We start from the raw sequence: 22,356 nt of genomic DNA on the forward strand, positions 1-22,356 counted from the left end.
AGGAGCACAGCATGGCCAACACCGAAACCACACTGAAAGAGTGTCTCGCCTCGATCGAGGGCGCGACCGGAGTGGCTCTCGTCGACTACACCAGCGGCATGGCGCTGGGCACGTTGGGCGGCAGCAAGACCTTCGACCTGAACGTCGCCGCCGCCGGGAACACCGACGTGGTGCGCGCCAAGATGCGCACCATGGAGCACCTCGGGCTCAAGGGCCAGATCGAGGACATCCTGATCACGCTGAACGACCAGTACCACCTGATCCGGCTGATCAGCGGCCGCGGCGGCAACGGGCTCTTCATGTACCTGGTCCTGGACGCCAAGCGGGCCAACCTGGCGATGGCCCGCCACCAGTTGAAGAAGATCGAGGAGGACCTCGAGGTATAGCCCGACCGGCCGGACGTGTCCCACCGGCCGGACGTGCCGGACCGGCCCGCGTCTAGACCAGCGCCGCGGTGCGGCGGCGGGACCCTCCCGGGGCCGCGTCGCCGGCCGCGATGCCGGTGCTGCGGTACGCCTTGACGGCCTTGCCCGCCGGGCGTCCGCCGCGCCGGTCCAGCCAGTCGACGCGCACCCACAGCAGTGCGTCCTCGGCCCGCTCGCGCCGTCCGATCCAGGCGGCCTTCAGCCGCAGTCCCGTCCCCCAGCCGGCGAGCAGCAGTCCGGCGGCCGCGGGGACCGCGAAGGAGCTGCCGAGCGCGGCCAAGAAGGCGAGCAGCAGCCACCAGCGGTGCCCGCGCCGCCAGGTGCGCACGGTCACCGCCCGGTCCTGGAGCACGTCGTGCTTGCCGGCCCGGGCGGCGCCGCGGCCGAGTCCGGTGATCCGCCTGTGGCCGCGCCGCGCCACCACGGCGACGGCGACGATGAACAGGGCGGCCCCGGCCAGCACCCCGATCCGCCGTCCGGTGAGGCCGGGCACCAGGACCCCGACGCCCGCCGCGAACACCCCGCACCACCACAACGGCGCGGCTCCGGCCCGTACGACGACGGCCACCCGAGCCAGCCCCTGCCCTCCGCGCGCCACGTCCGCCTCCTGGTCTCTCCGGCACAGTCTCGTGACCGTTCAGACTAGTGAGCGAACGTGAGACGAGTCTGAGAGAACACCCCGATAAATCGCGCCCTCCGCGAGCGGCGGCCTACTCCACGAAGAGCCCCCGCGCCGCCGCCCGCGCGTCGAACTCCTCCAGCCGGGCCTGCGCGTCGGGCAGGTCGTCGCACATCGCCTCCAGCAGCACCCGCCCGAGCAGCATCGGCGCGCACGCCGTGTCGAAGGCGAGGCCGGTGCCCACGGCGGCCGGCAGCAGCAGGTCGGAGACCTTGGCGACCGGCGCGAACGCGGAGTCGGCGACGGTCACCACGCTCAGCCCCGCCTCCCGGGCGTAGCCGAGGGTGTCGACGACCTCGCGCGGATGCCGGGGCAGCGCGAAGCAGAGCAGGGCCGAGGCGCCGGCCCGGACGGCGGCGTCGATCCGGTCGTGGATCATCGTGCCGCCCTCGTTCAGCAGCCGTACGTCCGGATGGACCTTGGCGGCGAAGTAGGCGAACCCGTACGCCTGGGAGGCGGCGGCCCGCAGTCCGAGCACGGGAAGCGGACGGGAGGCCGCCAGCAGCCGGCCCGCCCGCTGCACCGGCCGGGGATCGCCGAGCAGTTCGGCGAGGTGCTTCAGGTTCTCGATCTCGGCCTCGACGGCCTGCTGGTACTCGTTGTACGAGGCCGGTCCCGCCGTCTGTTCGGCGGGGGCGACCTCGCGCAGGTGCCTGCGCAGGGCGGGGTAGCCGTCGAAGCCGAGGGCGACCGCGAAGCGGGTCACCGACGGCTGGCTGACACCCGCGAGTTCGGCCAGCTCCACGCTGGACAGGAACGGCACGTCGGCGGCGCGCCGCACCATGCTGTGCGCGATGCGCCGCTGGGTCGGCGTCAGCCGGTGCCCCTCGAAGAGCGCCTGCAGCCGGGCGGCGGGACTGTCCGGCGGACCGGCACCCGGTGCCCCCGGATCCGATGCCGCCGGGCCCGTCGCCCCTGGACCCGTCGCCGCCGGACCCGGCACTCCCCCACCGATCCCCGTCTCCGCGCTCATGCCCCGCTCCCCCTCCAGATGTCCGTGAACCGGTCCAGCAGTCCGGCCGCCGCCCGCACGTCGTCCGTGAGCGGCCGGTCGGCCTGTTCCGCGTCGAGCACCGCCTCGGCCAGCTCCAGCGCCCGGCCCGCCGGAAGTCCCGGCTCGGGCCGCAGTTCGCGCTGGCGCAGCGCCCGTACGGCGGCGACGAGTTCGCAGCCGACGACGAGACGGTACGCGGCACAGGCGCGCAGTGTCTGCCGGGCGGCGAGCGAGGCGAAGCTGGCCTGTTCCTCGACGCCCCGGGAGAGTACAGCGTGGCCGAGCGAGGCGGGCGCCGAGAAGGCCCGCAGGTCACCCAGGGCGGCCGCGGCGGCGTACTCGAGGATCATCACGCCGGAGGAGGCGGGCTCGGGGTCGGCGAGGAAGGGGCGCAGCCGGGTGTAGGCCGGTTCGTTCAGGGTGGAGAGGCGGGAGGTGGACAGCCGTGCCACCTGGGTCAGCGCCAGCCTGAAGTGGTCCAGGGCGAGGGCGAGCTGGGCCTGGTAGAAGCCGCCGTGGTGGTAGGCCGTCATGTCCTCGGGGGAGATGAGCGGGTTCTCGGCGGCCGCGTTGATCTCGATGCCGACCACGTCCTCCAGGGCGTCCGCGGCGTCGTGCGCGGGGCCGTGGATCTGGGGCAGGCAGCGGAAGCCGTAGGGGTCCTGGATCCTGCCGAGGGGTGGCGTGGGCCGGTCCTGCGCGCCGATCAACTCCCGCATGCGGCGGGCGACCTCGGTGGATCCGCGGTGCGGGCGGGCGGCGTGCACGGGGGCGGCGTAGGCCTCGTGCGAGCCGTCCACGGCGAGCAGCGAGAGCGCGGCGACGACCTGGGTGGCCTCCAGAAGCCCGCGCAGTTCGTGCAGGGCGAGGGCGGACTGGCCGAGGGTGAGGGCGTTGCTGCTGATGAGCGCGAGGGCGTCGTTGTTGTCGAGCTGCTGCGGTTCGGGGATCCCGGTGCCGCGCCAGGGGTGCTCCCCCACCAGCGCGAGCCCGACCTGTGCCAGCGCCGCCAGGTCGCCGGTCCCGACCGAGCCGAACTCGTTGACGACCGGATACGCCCCGCTCCCCAGCGCCTCGCACAGCGCGGTGACGACGCCGGGCCTGAGGCCGGCGCCGCCGGCGAGCAGTTGGTTGGCGCGGACGGCGAGCATGGCCCGGACCTGGCGGGCGGGCAGTTCCTCGCCGATGGCGCCGGCGTGGCTGCGCAGCAGGCGCAGGCCGTGCTCGGCGGCCGCCTCGGTGGGCACGTCCTCGTTCCGGTTGGCGCCGACCCCGGTGGAGCGGCCGTAGACGCGACCGGTGGCGGCGATCCGGCGGGCGGCGTCCCAGGACTCGGTCATCCGCTTCGTCGCCTCGGTGCCGGGGACCGGGCGGGCGGCCCGGTCGGCGAGGCGGGCGACGTCCGCGACGCCGAGGGCGATCCCGTCGAGGACGACGAGACCGGAGCCCACTCCGGAGGGGGCGTCCATCATCCGAGACGACATAAGGCCACGAACTCCCATCAATCCGGACACTCGATCTTGCCTGCCGGTCATCCGTCACCTCGGATTAACACCGAACCGTTGACAAGCTATTCACCTACCGAGAACTCTGCATGACGTTATACAGCCGGACAAGGGAGATCCTCATCCCCGCGCCCGGGGGCGGCGACATCGACCTGCGCCCCGTGTACCAGGGCGCGATGCAGAACACCCTCGGCGCCGCCCTCCCGGCCGCCCTCCCGCGAACCCGACTCCCGACAGGGGGGCTATCCCCAGTGCGGCGGGCGTTCCCGCTGCCTAGCCTGGTCGGCATGACGGGATGGGAGACCACCATGGAAGCGCGCGACACGGACCTGAAGAAGGAACTCGACGCCACCCTCGCGACCCGCAGGGAACTGGGCGAGGAGTACGAGTCCGCGCTGGTGGACTCGTTCCTGGAGAAGGTCGACCAGCGCATCGACGGCGCGGTGGAGCGCCGGGTGCGGCGGCAGTTCGCGGAGCAGCAGATGGTGGCGGCCCGGGACGCCCGCTCGCCCAGGGCGACGGACTCGTGGGGCGAGCGCTTCGGCTTCGGCATCGTCTCGCTGGTGCTGGCGGTCCCGCTGTCCGCGATCGGGGCGGGCACCGCGCACCTGCCGGGCCTGATCGTCTCCTGGGTGGGCATCGTCGGCGTCAACGTGGTCCAGGCCGCCCGCTCCCACCCCGGCCTCTTCGGCATCCGGCGCGGCTCCTCGAAGGGCGGCGACTGGGAGGAGTGACCCGGGCCGGGGGCCGGGGAGCGGAGTCACGCCTGGCGGGTCGGCAGCACCGTGATCCACCGTCTGCCGCAGGTCGAGGTGCCGGGAGCCGCTGGTGGCGTACACCCCGGAGCCAGGCTCCGAGACGGAGGAGCGACTGCGGCTCCTGGGCGGCCGGAGGGCGACGCCGGTCCGGACATGCGTGGTCCGGGTCCGGCGGACACGACTCAGGGCCTGTCCGGTGGACAGGCCCTGAGTGGCGGAAGCTTGCGCGGGGACCGCCGCACCCCCGTTACCGGGGGGCGGGACGACGGCGGTCCCCGCGAGGGACGCGGGCCGGGTCAGGCCGGGCTTGCGCGTCCGTGGCGTCGGTGGAGGTCCGGGAGCCGCTCCGGAGGTCCGTGACGCCGTTTTGGTGCCGGTGGGGCGGGGAGCCGCTCCCGCCCTGCCGACATCCACAAATATGCCGGACGCGTGTTAACCGAGTGCTGCGTGGACGTGACACCCTCGTACCACTTCCGCGAAGTCCACCACTTCGGTAGGCAAACGGAAGTTCAGCGCCCACAGGGGCCGTTCACCGGAGGTTTCCCCGAGGTTTCGGCCCCTGCTCCCCGGAAGTTACTTCCCGCCCTTGGCCAGGAAGGCCAGCAGGTCCTGGCGGCTGACGACCCCGGTGGGCTTGCCCTCGACGAGGACGATCGCCGCGTCCGCGGTGCCGAGCACGGACATCAGGTCGCCGACCGGCTCACCGGAGCCGACCTGCGGCAGCGGGGCGGACATGTGCTTCTCCAGCGGGTCGTCGAGGGAGGCCCGCTGGGTGAACAGCGCGTCCAGCAGCTCGCGCTCCACGACCGAGCCGACGACCTCGGCGGCCATGACGTCCGGGTGACCGGCGCCCGGCTTCACGATCGGCATCTGGGAGACCCCGTACTCGCGCAGCACCTCGATGGCCTGGCCGACGGTCTCGTCCGGGTGCATGTGGACGAGGGACGGGATGGCGCCGTGCACCTTGTCGTTGAGGACGTCGGCGACGCGCGCGCTGGGGCCCTCGTCCTCGAGGAAGCCGTAGTCGGCCATCCACTCGTCGTTGAAGATCTTCGAGAGGTACCCGCGACCGCTGTCGGGCAGCAGGACGACGACGACGTCGTCCGGGCCGAGCCGCTCGGCGACGCGCAGGGCGGCCACGACGGCCATCCCGCAGGAGCCGCCGACGAGCAGCCCCTCCTCCTTCGCGAGCCGCCGGGTCATCTGGAAGGAGTCCTTGTCGGACACCGGGACGATCTCGTCGGCGACGGTCCGGTCGTAGGCGGTCGGCCAGAAGTCCTCGCCGACTCCCTCGACGAGATACGGCCGCCCGGACCCGCCGGAGTACACGGAGCCCTCGGGGTCGGCGCCGACGACCTGGACCCGGCCCTCGCTGGCGTCCTTCAGGTAGCGCCCGGTCCCGGAGATGGTGCCGCCGGTGCCGACGCCGGCGACGAAGTGGGTGATCCGCCCCTCCGTCTGCTCCCACAGCTCAGGGCCGGTGGAGTGGTAGTGGGAGAGCGGGTTGTTCGCGTTGGAGTACTGGTCCGGCTTCCACGCGCCCGGCGTCTCCCGCACCAGCCGGTCGGAGACGTTGTAGTAGGAGTCCGGGTGCTCGGGGTCCACGGCGGTGGGGCAGACGACGACCTCGGCGCCGTACGCCCGCAGCACGTTGATCTTGTCGGTGCTCACCTTGTCGGGGCACACGAAGATGCACTTGTACCCCTTCTGCTGCGCCACGATGGCCAGCCCGACGCCGGTGTTTCCGCTGGTCGGCTCGACGATCGTGCCGCCGGGCAGGAGCTCCCCGCTCTTCTCCGCCGCCTCGATCATGCGCAGGGCGATGCGGTCCTTCACGGAACCGCCCGGGTTGAAGTACTCCACCTTGGCCAGGACGGTCGCCTGGATGCCCTTGGTCACGCTGTTGAGCTTCACCAGCGGGGTGTTGCCGACGAGGCTGATCATCGAGTCGTGGAATTGCACCGTTGTCTCCGGTTGCTTGCAAAAACAGTGGTCGTAGTGGTTACGCCAGGGTACGGCCCGGGCGGCGGCCGGGTCGGCAGTTCACTCCCGGCTGAGATTGGGCGACGGTCCGTACGGGGCAAGGAGTGGGTGTACGGACACGAGGAGGTGGCGTCGAGGCATGACGAGCATGTCGAGGGCGAGAGTGGCCCGGCGCATCGCGGCCGGCGCGGCCTACGGCGGCGGCGGCATCGGACTGGCCGGGGCGGCGGCGGTGGGGCTGGTGGTGGCTGAGGTGCATCTGGCGCGGCGCCAGGTGAACAACGGGGCGCATCCGCACGTCCCGCAGGCGGAGGGCCGCTACGGCCTCGCCTACGACGCACCCGGGCCGGGCAAGGAACCCCTGCGCCTGACGATGCTGGGCGACTCCACGGCGGCGGGCCAGGGCGTGCACCGCTCCGGGCAGACCCCGGGCGCACTGCTGGCCTCGGGCCTGGCGGCGGTCGCCGAACGGCCCGTGGAGCTGCGCAACGTGGCACTCCCGGGTGCGCAGTCCGACGATCTCGACCGCCAGGTCGCGCTGGTCCTGTCGGACTCCGACCAGGTGCCCGACGTCTGCGTGATCATGATCGGCGCGAACGACGTGACCCATCGGATGCCGGCCACCCGCTCGGTCCGCCACCTGTCCTCGGCGGTACGACGGCTGCGCACGGCCGGCGCCGAGGTCGTCGTCGGCACCTGTCCCGACCTGGGCACGATCGAGCCGGTCCAGCAGCCGCTGCGCTGGCTGGCCCGCCGGGCCTCACGCCAGCTGGCGGCCGCCCAGACGATCGGCGCCGTCGAGCAGGGCGGCCGCACGGTCTCCCTGGGCGACCTGCTGGGCCCCGAGTTCGAGGCCAACCCGCGCGAGCTGTTCGGCCCCGACCACTACCACCCCTCGGCGGAGGGGTACGCGACGGCGGCGATGGCGATCCTCCCCACGGTCTGTGCGGCCCTCGGCCTCTGGCCGGCCGAGGAGGAACGCCCGGACGTCTCCCGCCGCGAGGGATTCCTGCCGGTGGCCCGAGCGGCGGCGGAAGCGGCCTCGGAGGCCGGCACAGAAGTAGCGGCAGCGATGCCGACCGGCCCCCGCGGCCCCTGGGCCCTGCTGAAGCGCCGTCGCCGGCGCCGGGTCTCGGAGACAGAACCCGCGTCCCCTGCCAGCCCGTCCGGCGTTTGAGGAGGAGGCTCCTTCAGGGCCGGCGGGGGTCTGGGGGCACAGCCCCGAGGGGCCGGCGGGTGGACCCGCGTGGACCCGCCCGCACATTCCCCGGCCGCATATTCCCCGCCCACCGCCGGAGGCCCAAGCAAGCGCTTAGTAAATTGCGGCGCGAGTCACACGGCCACACCAGTGACCCAGTCCATACGTACGGGTAACTTCCCAGACAGCCGTGCCCGTAAGAACACCCTCGCCAATGGAGCCGTGATGCCCGAAGCCGTCATCGTCTCGACCGCCCGCTCACCCATCGGCCGCGCTTTCAAGGGCTCCCTGAAGGACCTGCGCCCGGACGACCTCACCGCCACGATCATCCAGGCGGCCCTCGCCAAGGTCCCCGAGCTGGACCCGAGGGACATCGACGACCTGATGCTCGGCTGCGGCCTGCCCGGCGGCGAGCAGGGCAACAACCTGGGCCGCATCGTGGCCGTGCAGATGGGGATGGACCACCTCCCCGGCTGCACGATCACCCGTTACTGTTCCTCGTCCCTGCAGACCAGCCGGATGGCCCTGCACGCCATCAAGGCCGGCGAGGGCGACGTGTTCATCTCGGCCGGCGTCGAGACGGTCTCCCGGTTCGCCAAGGGCAACTCCGACAGCCTGCCCGACACGCGCAACCCCTTCTTCGCCGAGGCCGAGGCCCGCACCGAGGCCGTCGCCGCGCAGGAGGGCACCACCTGGCACGACCCGCGCGAGGACGGGCTCGTCCCGGACGCGTACATCGCGATGGGCCAGACCGCCGAGAACCTCGCCCGCCTCAAGGGCGTCACCCGCCAGGACATGGACGAGTTCGGCGTCCGCTCGCAGAACCTCGCCGAGGAAGCCATCAAGAACGGCTTCTGGGAGCGGGAGATCACCCCGGTGACGCTCCCCGACGGCACGGTCGTCAGCAAGGACGACGGTCCGCGCGCCGGCGTCACGCTGGAGGGCGTCCAGGGCCTGAAGCCGGTCTTCCGCCCCGACGGCATGGTCACCGCCGCCAACTGCTGCCCGCTGAACGACGGCGCCGCCGCGGTCGTCGTCATGAGCGACACCAAGGCCCGCGAGCTCGGCCTCACCCCGCTCGCCCGCATCGTGTCCACCGGCGTCTCCGGCCTGTCCCCCGAGATCATGGGCCTCGGCCCGGTCGAGGCGAGCAAGCAGGCGCTGCGCCGGGCCGGCCTCGGCATCGGCGACATCGACCTGGTCGAGATCAACGAGGCGTTCGCCGCCCAGGTGATCCCCTCCTACCACGAACTCGGCATCGACCTGGACAGGCTGAACGTCAACGGCGGCGCCATCGCCGTCGGCCACCCCTTCGGCATGACGGGCGCCCGCATCACCGGCACGCTCATCAACTCCCTCCAGTTCCACGACAAGCAGTTCGGCCTGGAGACGATGTGCGTCGGCGGCGGCCAGGGCATGGCCATGGTCATCGAGCGCCTCAGCTGATCGCCCGGACGCAGACCCCCAACAGGGCCCCTGCGTAACCGATTCGGCACCTGTGGTGACGGATCAGCCCGGAGTCCGGAAAGCCCCTGGACTCCGGGCCGTTTTGTGATCCAATCTCCCCCAGGATGTGACCTATCTCCCTCCCCGGAGGGATTTACGCAGCTCAGCGCCTTTCGGCACCAAACCCCAGGCCCAAAGTCCTGCCCGTTTCGTGACGTTACGCACTGACAGGTGGATAGTCCACCCTTCAAGCTGATGTAGGAAGTCGGGGGTCGACTTTGAACCGGGAGTACGTCAGTGAGCGCCATGCCGATCGCCTTGCTGGTCACCACGGCCGCCACGGGCGCCGTGGGCGTCGCCGTCCTGCGCACCCTCTTGCAGTTGCGCCGGCAGGTCGCCGCCCTGCACACCCAGCTCGCCAGGGACGCCAGGAACGCCGAGGAGACCGCCGCCGAACTGCGCGGCTTCGTGCCGGCCGCCCGCGGGACCGCCGACGCGGCTGAGATACGCGCCGCCGTCGCCGACGCGCTGGCGGAGGAGCGGGAGCGGGAGCTGGCCGAGGCCCGCGCCTTCTGGGCCGCGCAGGAGGCCCGTGACGCCTCCGACGTGCCCACCCTGCTGGGCCTTCCGGACAGCGAGCTGTTCCTGCCCCGCCAGGCCGACTTCGTGGGCCTGGAGCCCCTGGAGTCGGTGAGCGAGCCGTCCGCGGACGCCGACGAGTTCGCCGGGGACTCCGCCGAACTGGCCGCGGCCCGCCGCCGCCACCCGTCCCACCCCGACTTCGTACCGGTCCAGTCACCGGTCGTGAACGACCACGAGCGCACGGTGGCGACGCTCGAGGAACTGGCCGCGTCCCAGATCGAACTGACCGACGTCCGACCGGGCCCGCTCGGCACGCTCGACGTCTACGTCTTCGCCGACGGCACCACCCTGTGCATGACCCCGGGCCACCGCGAGACGGCGGAGCGCCTGGCCGCGGCCCTCACCGCGGGCGAGACGCCGTTCCTGCTGGGCGGGTCGGGCATCTCGGGCGCGTACACCCTGACGTTCCAGTGCGGGGCCGAGAACGTCTACATCCTGGCGGACCGGGTCATAGCGAGCCTGTGAGGCTCACACGCCCGCCCGTTTCTGCGCCTGCGCCACCAACTCCAGAGCTTCCTGGACCTGGCCCTCGTCCGTGAGCACGAGGGCCAAGTCGTGCGCCGCGACGGTGATCTGGTCGGCGGCGGCGAACATCCCGGCGTCCGGCATCTCGCGCGGCAGGGCTCCGGGCTCCTCGATGAGCTGCGCGCGCCGGACCAACTCTCTGGCCAGCGCCAGCGCCTCCGTGGCCGCGCCTCTCTGGAGCCGGCTCTGCGAAGCGGCGCGCAGACGATCGGCGAAGTGGTCCACCGCACGGGTCAGGGACGTCGTATCAGCCACGCCGCGAGAGTACGCGTCGCACCGGCACTGTTGCCAACGGGCGAACACTCAGGCACGGTGACCTGAAGGACCGGCTTACATCCCCTTTGCTACCGGAGGCGCCGATGTCCCATGTCCTCTCCGAGGAGACCCACCGCAACATACTGGCCCGCATCCCCCATTGCACCGGTCGTGAAGTCGCCGACTGGCTGCGCACCGTCGACGAAGGCCCCGCTCTCCGCTTCGAGGAGAAGGTCAGCTGGCTGCGCGCCGAGCACGACCTCGCGTACGGCCACGCCAAGGCGATCATCCACGAGTACGACCTGAGGAGGGCCGCGCGCAAACTCCTCTAGCGCGCACGCGACACACCACCCTGTGGACACGGGGAAGGGCCCCGGGATCGGATCCCGGGGCCCTTCTCGCTGTCACTGTCCGGGTGGATCAGTCGCTGTTGAGGATCGAGAGGAGTCGCAGGAACTCCATGTAGATCCACACCAGCGTCAGCGTGAGGCCGAAGGCGGCGAGCCAGGCCTCCTCGCGCGGGGCGCCGTACGCGATGCCGTCCTCGACCTGCTTGAAGTCGAGGGCGAGGAAGCAGGCGCCGAGCAGGATGCCGATGACACCGAACACGATGCCGAGCGGACCGCTGCGGAAGCCGAGACCGTCGCCGCCGCCGAAGACGGTGAACAGCAGGTTCACTGCCATCAGCAGGACGAAGCCGAGCGCGGCGGCCATCACGAAGCCGTAGAAGCGGCGGTTGACGCGGATCCAGCCCGCCTTGTACGCGACGAGCACACCGGCGAAGACGGCCATGGTGCCCATCACCGCCTGGGCGACGACGCCGTCCGCGATGTACGTGGAGACCGCGCTGGAGATCACGCCGAGGAAGACGCCCTCGAGGGCGGCGTACGACAGGATCAGCGCGGGGGCCGCGCGGCGCTTGAACGACTGGACCAGGGCCAGCACCATGGCGACCAGACCGGCGCCGATGGCGATGCCGTACGACTTGCCGAGGTTGGCCTCGTCGACGGGCAGCAGCACCCAGGACAGCACCGCGGTCAGGACCACCAGGCCGAGCGTGGTCGCGGTGCGCGCGACGACGTCGTCCATGGTCATCCGGCCGGTGGCGGCCGGGGCCTGCGGCGGGGCGCCGTACGAGAGGTCCTGCTGGGCGTAAGGGTTCTGCGCGTACGGGTTGCCGGCCTGCTGGGCGTAGGGGTTGCCCTGCTGCGTGCCGACTGCGGGTCCCCCGGCCTGCGGCGCGGCGTTGAAGCCCGCGTAGCCGTTGTCGCGGCTGAACCCCCGTCGCGAGAAGACCGGGTTTCTGCTCCTCATTGCACTCCTCCGTGGCCACACTGCGCGGCCTTGAGCTCAAGGGTAATGGGTAGGCAAAGGATTGACCCTAGTGCTTGGGGAGGATCTTTCCCTCTTCCTGCTGGCCAACACGCTACGTGGCGTCGTGATTCCCGGCACAGGAGGGCCGTATTCATGACCAAGCCGCGACATGGCCGGTACCGCGCGGAGACCGGACGGGCCCGGACGGGCCCCCGAAGAGACCCGCTGTCCGATCACCCGAACGGGAACCCGGTGTACGCCTCGGCCAGGTCGGTCTCGGCGGCGCGGGAGGAGGCGATCCGCTCCAGCCCGGCCAGCTGGAGACGGTCCTCGAAGGGGGTGGCGTCGGGGGCGCGGTGCAGGAGGGTGGTCATGTCGTACGAGAACCGCTCGGCCTGCCACACCCGCCGCAGACAGGTCTCGGAGTAGGCGTCCAGGGCAGCGGTGGACCCGGTCTCCCCGCGGTGCGTCAGCGCCCGCGCGAAGGTGACGACGTCCCCGACGGCCAGGTTCAGCCCCTTCGCCCCGGTCGGCGGCACGATGTGGGCCGCGTCCCCGGCGAGGAAGAGCCTGCCGTGCCGCATGGGCTCGTGCACGTGGGAACGCATGGGGGTGACCGACTTCTGGGTGATCGCCCCGCGCTCCAGTTTCCAGTCGTCGTCGGTCTCGAGGCGGCGCTCCAGCTCGTCCCAGATCTCCTCGTCCCCCCACGCCTGGGCGTCCGTGCCCTCGGGCACCTGGAGGTAGAGGCGGGAGACGGACGGGGAGCGCATGGACAGCAGCGCGAAGCCGCGGTCGTGGCGGGCGTAGACGAGCTCGTCGTGCGAGGGCGGCACGTCGGCGAGGATGCCGAGCCAGCCGAAGGGGTAGGTCCGCTCGAAGACACGGGTCGACGCGGCCGGGATCGCCTGCCGGGCGACGCCCCAGAAGCCGTCGCAGCCCACGACGTAGTCGCACTCGAGGACGTCCTCGACGCCCTCGTGGCGGAAGCGGATCCGCGGGTGGTCGGTGCCGGCGTCCTCGACCGCCAGCGCCTCCGCCTCGAACAGCAGCGGGCCGCCGTCCGCGAGCTGGAGCGCGATGAGGTCCTTGCACACCTCGGTCTGCGCGTAGACCGTCACCGACCGGCCGCCGGTGAGGGCGGGGAAGTCGACGCGGTGACGCCGCCTGGCGAACCGCAGCTCTATGCCGTCGTGGCGCAGCCCCACGCGGTCCATGCGCTCCCCGGCGCCGGCCGCGCGCAGCACGTCCACCGTGCCCTGCTCCAGGATCCCGGCGCGCTGGCGCTGCTCGACGTAGGCCCGGTCGCGGCTCTCCAGCACGACGGAGTCGATGCCGGCGTTGTGCAGCAGACGGGCGAGGAGGAGGCCGGCGGGGCCGGCGCCGACGATGCCGACGGTGGTGCGCATCGGGCGTTTCCCTTCACTGTTCGCACAGTGAAGTTTTCTTCACTGTCTTGGGACGTGAGTCTGCGCCCCTGTCCACCGGGTGTCAACGGTCGAGGCGACGAGACGCGCGGGCGGGCACGGGCGGGCGGGGAGAGGCGGAGGGAGGAGGCCGACCGCCGCGGCGGTCAATGCCTCGATGAAGGATGCGGCGATCGCCGGGACGTCGGAAGTGCCCAGAGCCGGACTTGAACCGGCACGCCCGCGAAGGGGCAGCGAGGTTTAAGCTCGCCGTGTCTGCATTCCACCATCTGGGCAGGCCTGACGGCTCCGTTGGAGCTTCCGACCCTATCGGGATCCGTCCCTCGAACAGCGGAACAGCGGACCGATGTTGTCTTATTTTATTGACGTCTGAGGGTGCATCAGCACCTGGAACTGGCCATCTGCACTTGCCAGTAGCCTCGCGCGCGGCAACCGCTTGCGCACGCGGAATGACGGAATTTCACCGTCCGAACGAGGTTGCTCCACCGGTTCTTGACGACGTGGCCCTCAGGGACGGGCGTCATCCCCAGGTATGACACGGCGGTCCGCCGTCCGACCCGAGTCTGCCCTCGGAACCGGAACAGCGGGTGACTACACGGCCGTCGGCGGCCGGGACGATGGTTCACGTCCCCAAGACTTGCCGTCGTCCCGTCAGGAGCCACGCCCGTGACCACCAGCCCCCTCGCCGAGCGGACCACCGCCGTGGCCGCACGCGCCACGGACCTGTCGAAGATCTACGGACAGGGCGAGACCCAGGTGGTCGCTCTGGACCGGGTCTCGGTCGACTTCCGGCAGGCCGAGTTCACCGCGATCATGGGGCCGTCCGGCTCCGGCAAGTCCACGCTGATGCACTGCGTGGCGGGCCTCGACAGCTTCTCCTCCGGCTCGGTGCGCATCGGTGACACCGAGCTCGGCACGCTGAAGGACAAGCAGCTCACCAAGTTGCGCCGGGACAAGATCGGGTTCATCTTCCAGGCGTTCAACCTGCTGCCCACGCTGACGGCGCTCGAGAACATCACGCTTCCGATGGACATCGCGGGGCGTAAGCCGGACAAGGAGTGGCTGGAAAAGGTCATCCAGATGGTGGGGCTCGCCGACCGGCTGAGCCACCGGCCCTCGCAGCTCTCCGGCGGTCAGCAGCAGCGGGTCGCCGTCGCCCGTGCCCTCGCCTCCCGGCCCGACATCATCTTCGGCGACGAGCCGACCGGAAACCTCGACTCGCGTTCGGGCGCCGAGGTGCTGGGCTTCCTGCGCAACTCGGTGCGGGAGCTGGGGCAGACGGTGGTCATGGTGACCCACGACCCGGTGGCGGCGGCCTACGCGGACCGGGTGATCTTCCTGGCGGACGGGCGGATCGTCGACGAGGTGTACGGGCCGACGGCCGACTCGGTGCTCGACCGGATGAAGCAGTTCGACGCCAAGGGCCGCACCAGCTGATCCCCCACCGGGACCGACCGCTCGTCGACGAGCAGGACTGAGAAGAACCCATGTTCCGTACCGCCTTGCGCAACGTACTCGCGCACAAGGCCCGGCTCCTGATGACCGTGCTCGCCGTGATGCTCGGCGTGGCCTTCGTGTCGGGGACCCTGGTCTTCACCAACACCCTTTCCGGCGCCCTCCAGAAGAGCTCCGCCAAGGGCTTCGACCAGGTCGACGTCGCCGTCACCGCCGAGGTCCAGGACGACGTCGGCGACCGCATCGTCAAGACGCCCGAGCTGACCCAGGCGCTGCTGGAGCAGAGCGCGAAGGTGCCGGGCGCCGCGTCCGCCATCGGCGTCGTCAACGGCTTCACCGCCATCGCCGACAAGGACGGCAAGCTCGTCGGCGGCGGCTTCCAGTCGCAGGGCGGCAACTACTGGGGCGCCAAGGACGCCCGGTACCCGCTCGCCGCCGGGCACGCGCCGAGCGGCGCCGACGAGGTCGTCATCGACTCCCGTACGGCCGAGCGGGCCGGGTACAAGGTCGGCGACACCGTACGGATCTCCGTCGACGGCCCCGTCCTCAGCCCGAAGATCACCGGCATCTTCACCACCGACGACGGCAACGTCGCGGCCGGCGGCAGCCTCGCCCTGTTCGACACGGCGACCGCGCAGACCCTCTTCGGCAAGACCGGCACCTACGACGAGATCGACGTCCGGGCCGCCGCCGGGACCTCGCAGAGCGCCCTGAAGTCCGCACTGGACAGCGCCCTGCCGAAGGACAGGGTCGAGACCGTCACCGGAAGGCAACTCGCCGACGACCAGGCGGAGATGATCGCCGCCTCGATGAGCGGGATGAAGCAGGGACTGCTGGTCTTCGCCGGGATCGCGCTGTTCGTCGGCACCTTCATCATCGCCAACACCTTCACCATGCTGGTCGCCCAGCGCACCAAGGAACTCGCCCTGATGCGGGCCGTCGGCGCCTCCCGCCGGCAGGTCACGCGGTCGGTGCTGATCGAGGCGTTCGTCGTCGGCACGGTCGCCGGGGTGACCGGTCTGGTCGCCGGGGTCGGCATCGGGGCCGGGCTGCGCTCGCTGCTGGGGACGCTCGGGGCGACCGTCCCCGACGGACCGCTCGTCGTCTCGGGCGGCACGGTCGCCGCCGCCCTCGTCGTCGGCGTCGTCATCACCATGCTGGCGGCCTGGCTGCCCGGCCGACGGGCCGCGAAGATCCCGCCGGTCGCCGCGATGAGCAGTGTGCACGCCACCGCGAGCACCAAGTCGCTGGTGCTGCGCAACACGCTGGGCGCGCTGTTCTCGGCGGCCGGCGTCGCCGTGGTCCTGGCCGCGACGACGATGAGCGGCTCGGACGGCCAGGCCCCCATGGGTCTCGGCGCGGTCCTGCTCATCATCGGCGTCTTCATCCTGACCCCGCTGCTGTCGCGTCCGCTGATCGCGGCCGCCGCGCCCGTCCTGCGCGTCTTCGGGGTGTCCGGCAAGCTGGCCCGGCAGAACTCGGTGCGCAACCCGCGCCGTACGGCGGCCACGGCCTCCGCGCTGATGATCGGTCTGACCCTGATCACCGGTATGACGGTGATGGCGGGCAGCCTGCAGAAGTCCATCGACAAGATGGCCTCCTCCGCGATCAGGGCCGACTACGTCGTGTCGATGGCGAACGGCAACGAGCTCTCGGCCGACATCGACGCGAAGCTGAAGGCCACCGACGGGGTCACCGCCACCAGCCCGATGCGGGGCGCGCCCGGCCGGATCGACGGCACGACCGAGTACCTCACCGGCGTCACCGGCTCCACCATCGGCGCACTGACCGACCTCGAGGTCCATGACGGCTCCTTCGAGGTGGGCGGCGGGCAGGTCGTCGTCGACGACACCACCGCCGAGTCCCACGGCTGGAAGGCCGGCTCGTCCTTCACGGTGAACTACGAGGACGGCAAGAAGCAGCAGTTGACGGTCTCCGGGGTCTACGAGGGCAACGAGCTGATCGAGGGCATCCTGCTGGACAACGCCGCCCTCACCCCGCACCTGACGGACCCGGCCGACATGCGGGTCATGGTCAAGACGTCCGGCGGCACCTCGGACGCCACGAAGGACCGGCTGGAGAAGGCCCTCGGCGCCAATCCGGCCATCAAGGTCCAGAGCAAGCAGGACCTCTCCGACGAGGTCGCGAAGATGTTCACGCTGATGCTGAACATGCTCTACGGGCTGCTCGCGATGGCCGTGATCGTCGCGGTCCTCGGGGTCATCAACACCCTCGCGATGTCGGTCTTCGAGCGGTCCCAGGAGATCGGCATGCTGCGGGCCATCGGCCTGGACCGGCGCTCGGTCAAGCGGATGGTCCGGCTGGAGTCCCTGGTGATCTCGCTCTTCGGCGGGGTGCTCGGCATCGGCCTGGGCGTGTTCTTCGGCTGGGCCGCAGGCGAACTGCTCGGCACCCGCATGCCGACGTACGAACTGGTCGTGCCGTGGGCCCGGATGGCCGTCTTCCTGCTGCTGGCCGCCGGGGTGGGCATCCTCGCCGCGCTGTGGCCGGCCCGGCGGGCGTCGCGCCTGAACATGCTGGCCGCGATCAAGTCCGAGTAGGCCGCGCCCGGTCGGGGCCCCGTCGCGCGATGCGGCGGGGCCCCTCGCGCGTCGGGCGGCCGTCAGTTCCAGGTGCGGGCGCGCAGCGGCATCCCGGAGTCGCCCGAACCGGGGGTCCGGACGGCCAGGACCTGGTTGACGCCGATCTGGTTGCGTTCGAAGGCGACGGCGGAGGCGGCCATGTAGAGCCGCCAGACCCGGGCGCGACCGGGGCTGGTGAGGCGGACGGCCCGGCCCCAGCCGGCCTCCAGCCGGGCGACCCAGCGGCGCAGGGTGAGGGCGTAGTGCTCGCGGATCGACTCGACGTCACGGACCTCGAAGCCCGCGCGTTCGAGCTGGCCGACCGTGGCGCCGACGGGGGCGAGTTCGCCGTCCGGGAAGACATAGGCGTCGATGAACGCGTCCACGCCGTACGCCGACTCGTCGCGCTGCGGACGGCGGGCGATCTGGTGGTTGAGCAGCCGGCCGCCCGGCCGGAGCAGCGCGAACAGGACGTGCGCGTACTCCAGGTACTTCTCGGAGCCGACGTGTTCCGCCATGCCGATGGAGGAGACCGCGTCGAACGGCCCGTCGGCGACGTCCCGGTAGTCCTGGACGCGGATCTCGACCTTGTCGGTGAGCCCGGCGTCGGCGACGCGCTTGCGGGCGAACGCCGCCTGCTCCTGGGAGAGGGTGATCCCGACGACGGTCGCGCCGTGCTCGCGGGCCGCGTGGATGGCGAGGGAGCCCCAGCCGCAGCCGACGTCCAGCAGCCGCGACCCCGGTCTCAGGTCCAGCTTGCGGCAGACGAGTTCGAGCTTGTCGCGCTGGGCGAGTTCGAGGGTGCTGTCCCCGGACTCCCAGTAGGCGCACGAGTAGACCATGGACGGGCCGAGGACGAGCGCGTAGAAGTCGTTGCCGACGTCGTAGTGGTGGCTGATGGCGCGTCGGTCGGTGCGGCGGGTGTGGAGGTGTCCGGTCCGGCGGACCTCTTCGCGCGGCGGGGCGGGCGGCAGCGGCGGTCCGGCGAGTTTCAGCAGGCCGCGCACCGCCGAGCGGAAGTCCGGGTCGCGCAGCGCCCGGCCGAGCGTACGGGCGTCCTCGCCGCGCTGCCAGATCAGGCCGGAGAGCAGATCGAGAGCGGTGTACAGGTCCCCCTCGACAGTCAGGTCGCCGGCCACCCAGGCGCGGGCGAGGCCGAGTTCGCCGGGCTTGAAGAGGAGCCGGCGCAGAGCCCGGCGACCGCGCACCACCACGATCGGCGCATCGGGCGGACCCGCCTGCGAACCGTCCCAGGCGCGGACGCGCACCGGGAAGGGGGCTCCCAGCAACTGCTCGACGAGGGCATGGAGCCGCGGCGCGACCTCAGCCATGATGCACACCTCCGTGACGGGTGATCCCGCAATGTCCTGACACCACGTAAACACGGAAGCGCGCGGCGTCCAGTCCCGCGCGGCCGTCACGGCTCGGCAAAATACATGCACAGGGCACGCGTCACCGTCGGCATTCGGCGCGAGGCCCGCCAGGGGCACCGGCTCGGGCACGGACACCGGCACCGGCACGGACACCGGCTCGGGTTCGCCGCACCGGCTCGGGCACGGACCCCGGCTCAGGCTCGGCGCACGGGCTCGGGCTCAGGCGCGGCGCACGGGCTCGGGCAGCTCGGCGCACGCCGAAGGGGCCGTCCGCACCACGGATGGCGGACGGCCCCTTCGGGGGTGTTTCAGTGACCGGTGGCCCGGAGGCCGGAGGCCGGGTGACCGAGGGTCAGGAGGCCTTGGCCTTCTCGTTCTCGGTCTTCTCGGCGGCCGGCTTCGCGGCGACCGGCGCCGGCTTCGCGGCCTCGTAGAACTCCTCGCGCGGGGACTCCAGCGCACCCAGCGCCACGACCTCGCGCTTGAGGAACATGCCGAGCGTCCAGTCGGCGAAGACGCGGATCTTACGGTTCCACGTCGGCATCGCCATGCCGTGGTAGCCGCGGTGCATGTACCAGGCGAGGCGGCCCTTGACCTTGATCTTCATCTTGCCCATGACGATCATCGCGACGCCCTTGTGGAGGCCGAGGCCCGCCACCGCACCCTTGTTGGCGTGCGAGTACTCCTTCTGCGGGAAGCCCCGCATACCGGAGATCACGTTGTCGCCGAGCACCTTGGCCTGGCGCAGCGCGTGCTGCGCGTTCGGCGGGCACCAGGCGTTCTCGACGCCGGCCTTGCGGGCGGCGACGTCCGGGACCTGGGCGTTGTCGCCGGCGGCCCAGATGTAGTCGGTGCCCTGGACCTGGAGGGTCGGGGCGGTGTCGACGTGACCGCGGGGGCCCAGCGGCAGGCCGTAACGGGCCAGTACCGGGTTGGGCTTGACGCCGGCCGTCCACACGATGGTGTTGGAGTCGACCTCGAGGCCGTTCTTCAGCACCACGTGGCCGTCGACGCAGGAGTCCATGGAGGTGGAGAGGTAGATCTCCACACCGCGGCCCTCGAGGTGCTCCTTGCCGTACTGGCCCAGCTTGGGGCCGACCTCGGGAAGGATCTTGTCGGCGGCGTCGACGAGGATGAAGCGCATGTCCTCGCGGGACACCGTCTTGTAGTACTTGGCCGCGTCCCGGGCCAGGTCCTCGACCTCACCGATGGTCTCCGCACCGGCGAAACCGCCGCCGATGAAGACGAAGGTGAGCGCCTTGCGGCGGATCTCCTCGTCGGTCGTGGAGTCGGCCTTGTCGAGCTGCTCGAGGACGTGGTTGCGCAGGCCGATGGCCTCCTCGACACCCTTCATACCGATGCCCTGTTCGGCGAGGCCGGGGATCGGGAAGGTGCGGGAGACCGCGCCGAGCGCGATCACCAGGTAGTCGAAGGGCAGCTCGTACGCCTCGCCGACCAGCGGCGCGATCGTGGCGACCTTGCGGTCCTGGTCGATGGTGGTGACCCGGCCGGTGAGGACCTCCGCCTTGGGCAGCACGCGTCGCAGCGGGACGACGACGTGGCGCGGGGAGATGTTGCCGGCGGCGGTTTCGGGGAGGAAGGGCTGGTAGGTCATGTACGACCGGGGGTCGACGACCGTGACGGTCGCCTCGCCGTAGCGCATCTTCTTCATGATGCGCCGAGCTGCGTACAGGCCTACGTACCCACCGCCTACTACGAGGATCCTGGGACGCTCCGTGGTGCTCATGGGATCGAGTATCCACCCGCTCGAGGGGGGTCGCTCGTGCGCCCCTTCACAAGCTTGCCGGGGGTGTGTGCTATCCTCCGCGACCCGCGTGATCCACGTCATGGCGCGGAGTGGGAACCAGCGTGTAGTGCACGGCGTTGTCAATGCCGCGTGAGCTGCCTCTCCGGGCTCGGAAGGGCTCCGTGAGGGCCGCCGCGGACCCCTTCCCCGGACCTTCGCGATACGTCCGCGCGCGCCTCTTTTGAACACGTTCACAGGGGTGCTGGGCCCCCGGAAGGGCCAACAGGGACACCTCCGTCCTCCGACAGGGCCGAATTCCTTGTGAAGAACTTCACGAACTTTCCCGAGGGGGTGCCCCAGGAACGCGCCCGAGGGGCCACGAAGGGCCCCTCGGGACTGCTCATCCGCGCATCCTGCCTGCTCAGCAGAGTGCAAGTAGCGGGTTGGCCGGGCTCACGCGATGGACCAGGGGATGCCGTCGAGGATCGCCTCCTATCGCGACTCGAGTGCCGCGTGGAAGGCGATGCCGTCGAGGATGTCGTGCTCGCTCACCACGACCTCCTGCGCGCCGATCCGCTCCATGATCGCCAGCAGGACGAGCGCGCCCGCCGCGATCACGTCCACCCGGCCCGGGTGCATCGCCCGATACGCCGCGCGCTGTTCATGGGTGGCCCGGAGAAGGTCGTCGCTGATGCTCCTGACCCGGTCGAGACCGATCCGCGCGTGGTGGATCTTCGTGGAGTCGTACGCGTCCAGTCCCAGGGCGATCGCCGCGACCGTCGTCACCGAGCCGGCCAGGCCCACCAGGGTGTGCGCCTCGCGCAGCGGGACCGTCCGCTCGGCGAGGTCGAGGGCGGCCTCGACGTCGGCGCGCATCGCGGCGATCTGCCCGGCGGTGGGCGGGTCGGTGACCTTCCCGTCCACGACCAGGTGCCGCTCCGTCATCCGTACGCAGCCCACGTCGACGGAGCGCGCGGCACGCACCCGGTCGTCGCCGACCACGAACTCGGTCGAGCCGCCGCCGATGTCCACCACCAGGAAGGGCTCGGCCAGGTCGGCACGCCCGTCGAGTTCCCTCGTGGCGCCGGTGAAGGAGAACTCGGCCTCCTGGTCGCCGGTGATGACCTCGGGCTCGACGCCGAGGATGTCCAGCACCCCGCGCACGAACTCGTCCCGGTTCTCCGCGTCCCGGGAGGCGGAGGTGGCGACGAAGCGCAGCCGCTGCGCGCCGTGCTCCTTGATGGCGGCCGCGTACTCCCGGCAGGCCGCGAAGGTCCGCTCCAGCGCCTCGGGGGCGAGCCGTCCGGTGCGGTCGACGCCCTGGCCGAGGCGGACGATCGTCATCCGGCGGTCCAGCTCGACCAGCTCGCCGGTCTCCGGGTCGGCGTCGGCGACGAGGAGGCGGATCGAGTTCGTACCGCAGTCGATGGCGGCGACCCGGGTCACCGGGCGGCCGCCTTCGCGTCGTCCCGCTCGACCGGCACCACACACGTGCCCTTGCGCCACCACTGCGGGAGCATCTCCAGGGCCTCGTCGCCGAGGGGGTTCACACCCGGGCCGGCCGCCAGGGAGTGCGCGACGAGCACGTGCAGGCACTTCACCCGGTCCGGCATGCCGCCCGCGCTGGGGAAGTTCTTCAGTTCCTCGATCTCGTCCCGGCGCCGGATGTAGTCCTCGTGCGCGGCACGGTAGGCGGCGGCCAGCTCCGGGTCGGCCTGGAGCCGCTCCGTCATCTCCTTCATCACGCCGTTCGCCTCGAGCGTGCCGATGGCCGAGTTGGCCTTCGGGCACGTCAGGTAGTACAGCGTCGGGAAGGGCGTGCCGTCGGGCAGGCGGGGGGCCGTCTCCACGACGTCCGGCTCACCGCACGGGCAGCGGTGCGCGATCGCGCGCAGACCGCGCGGCGGCCGTCCGAGCTGCTGCTTGAAGGCCTCGACGTCCGCGTCGGTGGGCTCGGTGCGCGGGGTGGTCGGCGGGGGCGTTTCCATGCCTGTCTTTCTATCGGTTCTGGCCACCGGCTCCGGCCACCGGCTCTGGGTACCGGGTTC

19 protein-coding genes and 1 tRNA gene are annotated in these 22,356 nt (G+C 71.4%); 8 read left to right on the forward strand and 12 right to left on the reverse strand.

Annotation, left to right across the window (positions count from 1 at the left end; translation table 11 throughout):
* Positions 1-11: 11 nt before the first annotated feature.
* Positions 12-386: a roadblock/LC7 domain-containing protein gene (locus tag QQM72_RS35340; RefSeq protein WP_314224884.1), complete on the forward strand. Its 375-nt coding sequence runs from the start codon at positions 12-14 to the stop codon at positions 384-386.
* A 52-nt stretch (positions 387-438) separates the two neighbouring features.
* Here the strand turns inward: QQM72_RS35340 and QQM72_RS35345 are convergent, their stop codons facing one another.
* The 3 genes from QQM72_RS35345 to QQM72_RS35355 all read right to left on the reverse strand — a co-directional run bounded on the left by QQM72_RS35345 (position 439) and on the right by QQM72_RS35355 (position 3,582).
* Positions 439-1,023, reverse strand: coding sequence for a hypothetical protein (locus QQM72_RS35345; protein WP_314224885.1), 585 nt, complete (start codon positions 1,021-1,023; stop codon positions 439-441).
* Positions 1,024-1,135: 112 nt separating this feature from the next.
* A complete protein-coding gene (locus tag QQM72_RS35350) occupies positions 1,136-2,077 on the reverse strand; it encodes a MurR/RpiR family transcriptional regulator (RefSeq protein WP_314224886.1) in 942 nt (313 codons plus the stop codon).
* On the reverse strand, positions 2,074-3,582 hold the full coding sequence (locus QQM72_RS35355) for an aromatic amino acid ammonia-lyase (RefSeq protein WP_314224887.1): 1,509 nt from the start codon (positions 3,580-3,582) through the stop codon (positions 2,074-2,076). Before QQM72_RS35355 ends, QQM72_RS35350 begins: the two co-directional genes overlap by 4 nt.
* A gap of 329 nt (positions 3,583-3,911) precedes the next feature.
* On the opposite strand from QQM72_RS35355, the gene QQM72_RS35360 reads away from it, so the two are divergent.
* Positions 3,912-4,337, forward strand: a complete 426-nt coding sequence (locus QQM72_RS35360; protein WP_020128496.1) for a hypothetical protein — start codon at positions 3,912-3,914, stop codon at positions 4,335-4,337.
* A gap of 597 nt (positions 4,338-4,934) precedes the next feature.
* On the opposite strand, the gene QQM72_RS35365 is transcribed toward QQM72_RS35360, so the two are convergent.
* Positions 4,935-6,323, reverse strand: coding sequence for a cystathionine beta-synthase (locus QQM72_RS35365; RefSeq protein WP_054244172.1), 1,389 nt, complete (start codon positions 6,321-6,323; stop codon positions 4,935-4,937).
* A 160-nt stretch (positions 6,324-6,483) separates the two neighbouring features.
* On the opposite strand from QQM72_RS35365, the gene QQM72_RS35370 reads away from it, so the two are divergent.
* The 3 genes from QQM72_RS35370 to QQM72_RS35380 all read left to right on the forward strand — a co-directional run bounded on the left by QQM72_RS35370 (position 6,484) and on the right by QQM72_RS35380 (position 10,095).
* On the forward strand, positions 6,484-7,521 hold the full coding sequence (locus tag QQM72_RS35370) for an SGNH/GDSL hydrolase family protein (RefSeq protein WP_314224888.1): 1,038 nt from the start codon (positions 6,484-6,486) through the stop codon (positions 7,519-7,521).
* A gap of 246 nt (positions 7,522-7,767) precedes the next feature.
* Positions 7,768-8,988: an acetyl-CoA C-acetyltransferase gene (locus QQM72_RS35375; protein ID WP_314224889.1), complete on the forward strand. Its 1,221-nt coding sequence runs from the start codon at positions 7,768-7,770 to the stop codon at positions 8,986-8,988.
* A 297-nt stretch (positions 8,989-9,285) separates the two neighbouring features.
* Positions 9,286-10,095 (forward strand): hypothetical protein, encoded by an 810-nt coding sequence (locus QQM72_RS35380; RefSeq protein WP_314224890.1) that lies wholly within the window; start codon positions 9,286-9,288, stop codon positions 10,093-10,095.
* Positions 10,096-10,098: 3 nt separating this feature from the next.
* Here QQM72_RS35380 and QQM72_RS35385 read toward each other — a convergent pair whose 3' ends face one another.
* The gene (locus tag QQM72_RS35385; protein ID WP_314224891.1) at positions 10,099-10,410 is read right to left on the reverse strand and encodes a hypothetical protein; all 312 of its coding nucleotides are present in this window, start codon (positions 10,408-10,410) and stop codon (positions 10,099-10,101) included.
* Between the two features lie 104 nt (positions 10,411-10,514).
* Between QQM72_RS35385 and QQM72_RS35390 the strand changes: the two genes are divergently transcribed.
* A complete protein-coding gene (locus tag QQM72_RS35390) occupies positions 10,515-10,742 on the forward strand; it encodes a DUF4287 domain-containing protein (RefSeq protein WP_314224892.1) in 228 nt (75 codons plus the stop codon).
* Positions 10,743-10,830: 88 nt separating this feature from the next.
* Here the strand turns inward: QQM72_RS35390 and QQM72_RS35395 are convergent, their stop codons facing one another.
* From QQM72_RS35395 to QQM72_RS35405, 3 genes are all read right to left on the reverse strand, one after another.
* Positions 10,831-11,724: a Bax inhibitor-1/YccA family protein gene (locus QQM72_RS35395; protein WP_314224893.1), complete on the reverse strand. Its 894-nt coding sequence runs from the start codon at positions 11,722-11,724 to the stop codon at positions 10,831-10,833.
* Between the two features lie 233 nt (positions 11,725-11,957).
* Positions 11,958-13,133: a 4-hydroxybenzoate 3-monooxygenase gene (locus tag QQM72_RS35400; protein WP_314224894.1), complete on the reverse strand. Its 1,176-nt coding sequence runs from the start codon at positions 13,131-13,133 to the stop codon at positions 11,958-11,960.
* Positions 13,134-13,342: 209 nt separating this feature from the next.
* Positions 13,343-13,426: transfer RNA gene (locus QQM72_RS35405), tRNA-Leu, on the reverse strand.
* Between the two features lie 391 nt (positions 13,427-13,817).
* Here QQM72_RS35405 and QQM72_RS35410 point away from each other — a divergent pair.
* Positions 13,818-14,588 carry an ABC transporter ATP-binding protein gene (locus QQM72_RS35410; RefSeq protein ID WP_314224895.1) on the forward strand — a complete coding sequence of 257 codons (771 nt, stop codon included), beginning with the start codon at positions 13,818-13,820 and terminating at the stop codon, positions 14,586-14,588.
* Positions 14,589-14,638: 50 nt separating this feature from the next.
* The gene (locus tag QQM72_RS35415; protein ID WP_314224896.1) at positions 14,639-17,167 is read left to right on the forward strand and encodes an ABC transporter permease; all 2,529 of its coding nucleotides are present in this window, start codon (positions 14,639-14,641) and stop codon (positions 17,165-17,167) included.
* Between the two features lie 62 nt (positions 17,168-17,229).
* On the opposite strand, the gene QQM72_RS35420 is transcribed toward QQM72_RS35415, so the two are convergent.
* The 4 genes from QQM72_RS35420 to QQM72_RS35435 form a co-directional block, all read right to left on the reverse strand.
* Positions 17,230-18,519: a cyclopropane-fatty-acyl-phospholipid synthase family protein gene (locus QQM72_RS35420; RefSeq protein WP_314224897.1), complete on the reverse strand. Its 1,290-nt coding sequence runs from the start codon at positions 18,517-18,519 to the stop codon at positions 17,230-17,232.
* 394 nt (positions 18,520-18,913) lie between these two features.
* The gene (locus QQM72_RS35425; protein ID WP_054244164.1) at positions 18,914-20,308 is read right to left on the reverse strand and encodes an NAD(P)/FAD-dependent oxidoreductase; all 1,395 of its coding nucleotides are present in this window, start codon (positions 20,306-20,308) and stop codon (positions 18,914-18,916) included.
* A 492-nt stretch (positions 20,309-20,800) separates the two neighbouring features.
* Positions 20,801-21,754 carry a Ppx/GppA phosphatase family protein gene (locus tag QQM72_RS35430; protein WP_314224898.1) on the reverse strand — a complete coding sequence of 318 codons (954 nt, stop codon included), beginning with the start codon at positions 21,752-21,754 and terminating at the stop codon, positions 20,801-20,803.
* Positions 21,751-22,296: a DUF501 domain-containing protein gene (locus tag QQM72_RS35435; protein ID WP_314224899.1), complete on the reverse strand. Its 546-nt coding sequence runs from the start codon at positions 22,294-22,296 to the stop codon at positions 21,751-21,753. Before QQM72_RS35435 ends, QQM72_RS35430 begins: the two co-directional genes overlap by 4 nt.
* Positions 22,297-22,356 lie beyond the last annotated feature (60 nt).

The sequence above is a fragment of the Streptomyces zaehneri genome, assembly GCF_032248645.1.
In the GTDB taxonomy this organism is placed as follows: Bacteria; Actinomycetota; Actinomycetes; order Streptomycetales; family Streptomycetaceae; genus Streptomyces; species Streptomyces coriariae.

Bases quoted from the DNA above. Each gene is read 5' to 3' on its own strand.
- QQM72_RS35420 (WP_314224897.1), bottom strand. From the start codon at position 18,519: ATGGCTGAGGTCGCGCCGCGGCTCCATGCCCTCGTCGAGCAGTTGCTG.
- QQM72_RS35400 (WP_314224894.1), bottom strand. From the start codon at position 13,133: ATGCGCACCACCGTCGGCATCGTCGGCGCCGGCCCCGCCGGCCTCCTC.
- QQM72_RS35340 (WP_314224884.1), top strand. From the start codon at position 12: ATGGCCAACACCGAAACCACACTGAAAGAGTGTCTCGCCTCGATCGAG.
- QQM72_RS35360 (WP_020128496.1), top strand. From the start codon at position 3,912: ATGGAAGCGCGCGACACGGACCTGAAGAAGGAACTCGACGCCACCCTC.
- QQM72_RS35350 (WP_314224886.1), bottom strand. From the start codon at position 2,077: ATGAGCGCGGAGACGGGGATCGGTGGGGGAGTGCCGGGTCCGGCGGCG.
- QQM72_RS35390 (WP_314224892.1), top strand. From the start codon at position 10,515: ATGTCCCATGTCCTCTCCGAGGAGACCCACCGCAACATACTGGCCCGC.
- QQM72_RS35435 (WP_314224899.1), bottom strand. From the start codon at position 22,296: ATGGAAACGCCCCCGCCGACCACCCCGCGCACCGAGCCCACCGACGCG.
- QQM72_RS35370 (WP_314224888.1), top strand. From the start codon at position 6,484: ATGACGAGCATGTCGAGGGCGAGAGTGGCCCGGCGCATCGCGGCCGGC.
- QQM72_RS35355 (WP_314224887.1), bottom strand. From the start codon at position 3,582: ATGTCGTCTCGGATGATGGACGCCCCCTCCGGAGTGGGCTCCGGTCTC.
- QQM72_RS35375 (WP_314224889.1), top strand. From the start codon at position 7,768: ATGCCCGAAGCCGTCATCGTCTCGACCGCCCGCTCACCCATCGGCCGC.
- QQM72_RS35395 (WP_314224893.1), bottom strand. From the start codon at position 11,724: ATGAGGAGCAGAAACCCGGTCTTCTCGCGACGGGGGTTCAGCCGCGAC.
- QQM72_RS35415 (WP_314224896.1), top strand. From the start codon at position 14,639: ATGTTCCGTACCGCCTTGCGCAACGTACTCGCGCACAAGGCCCGGCTC.
- QQM72_RS35425 (WP_054244164.1), bottom strand. From the start codon at position 20,308: ATGAGCACCACGGAGCGTCCCAGGATCCTCGTAGTAGGCGGTGGGTAC.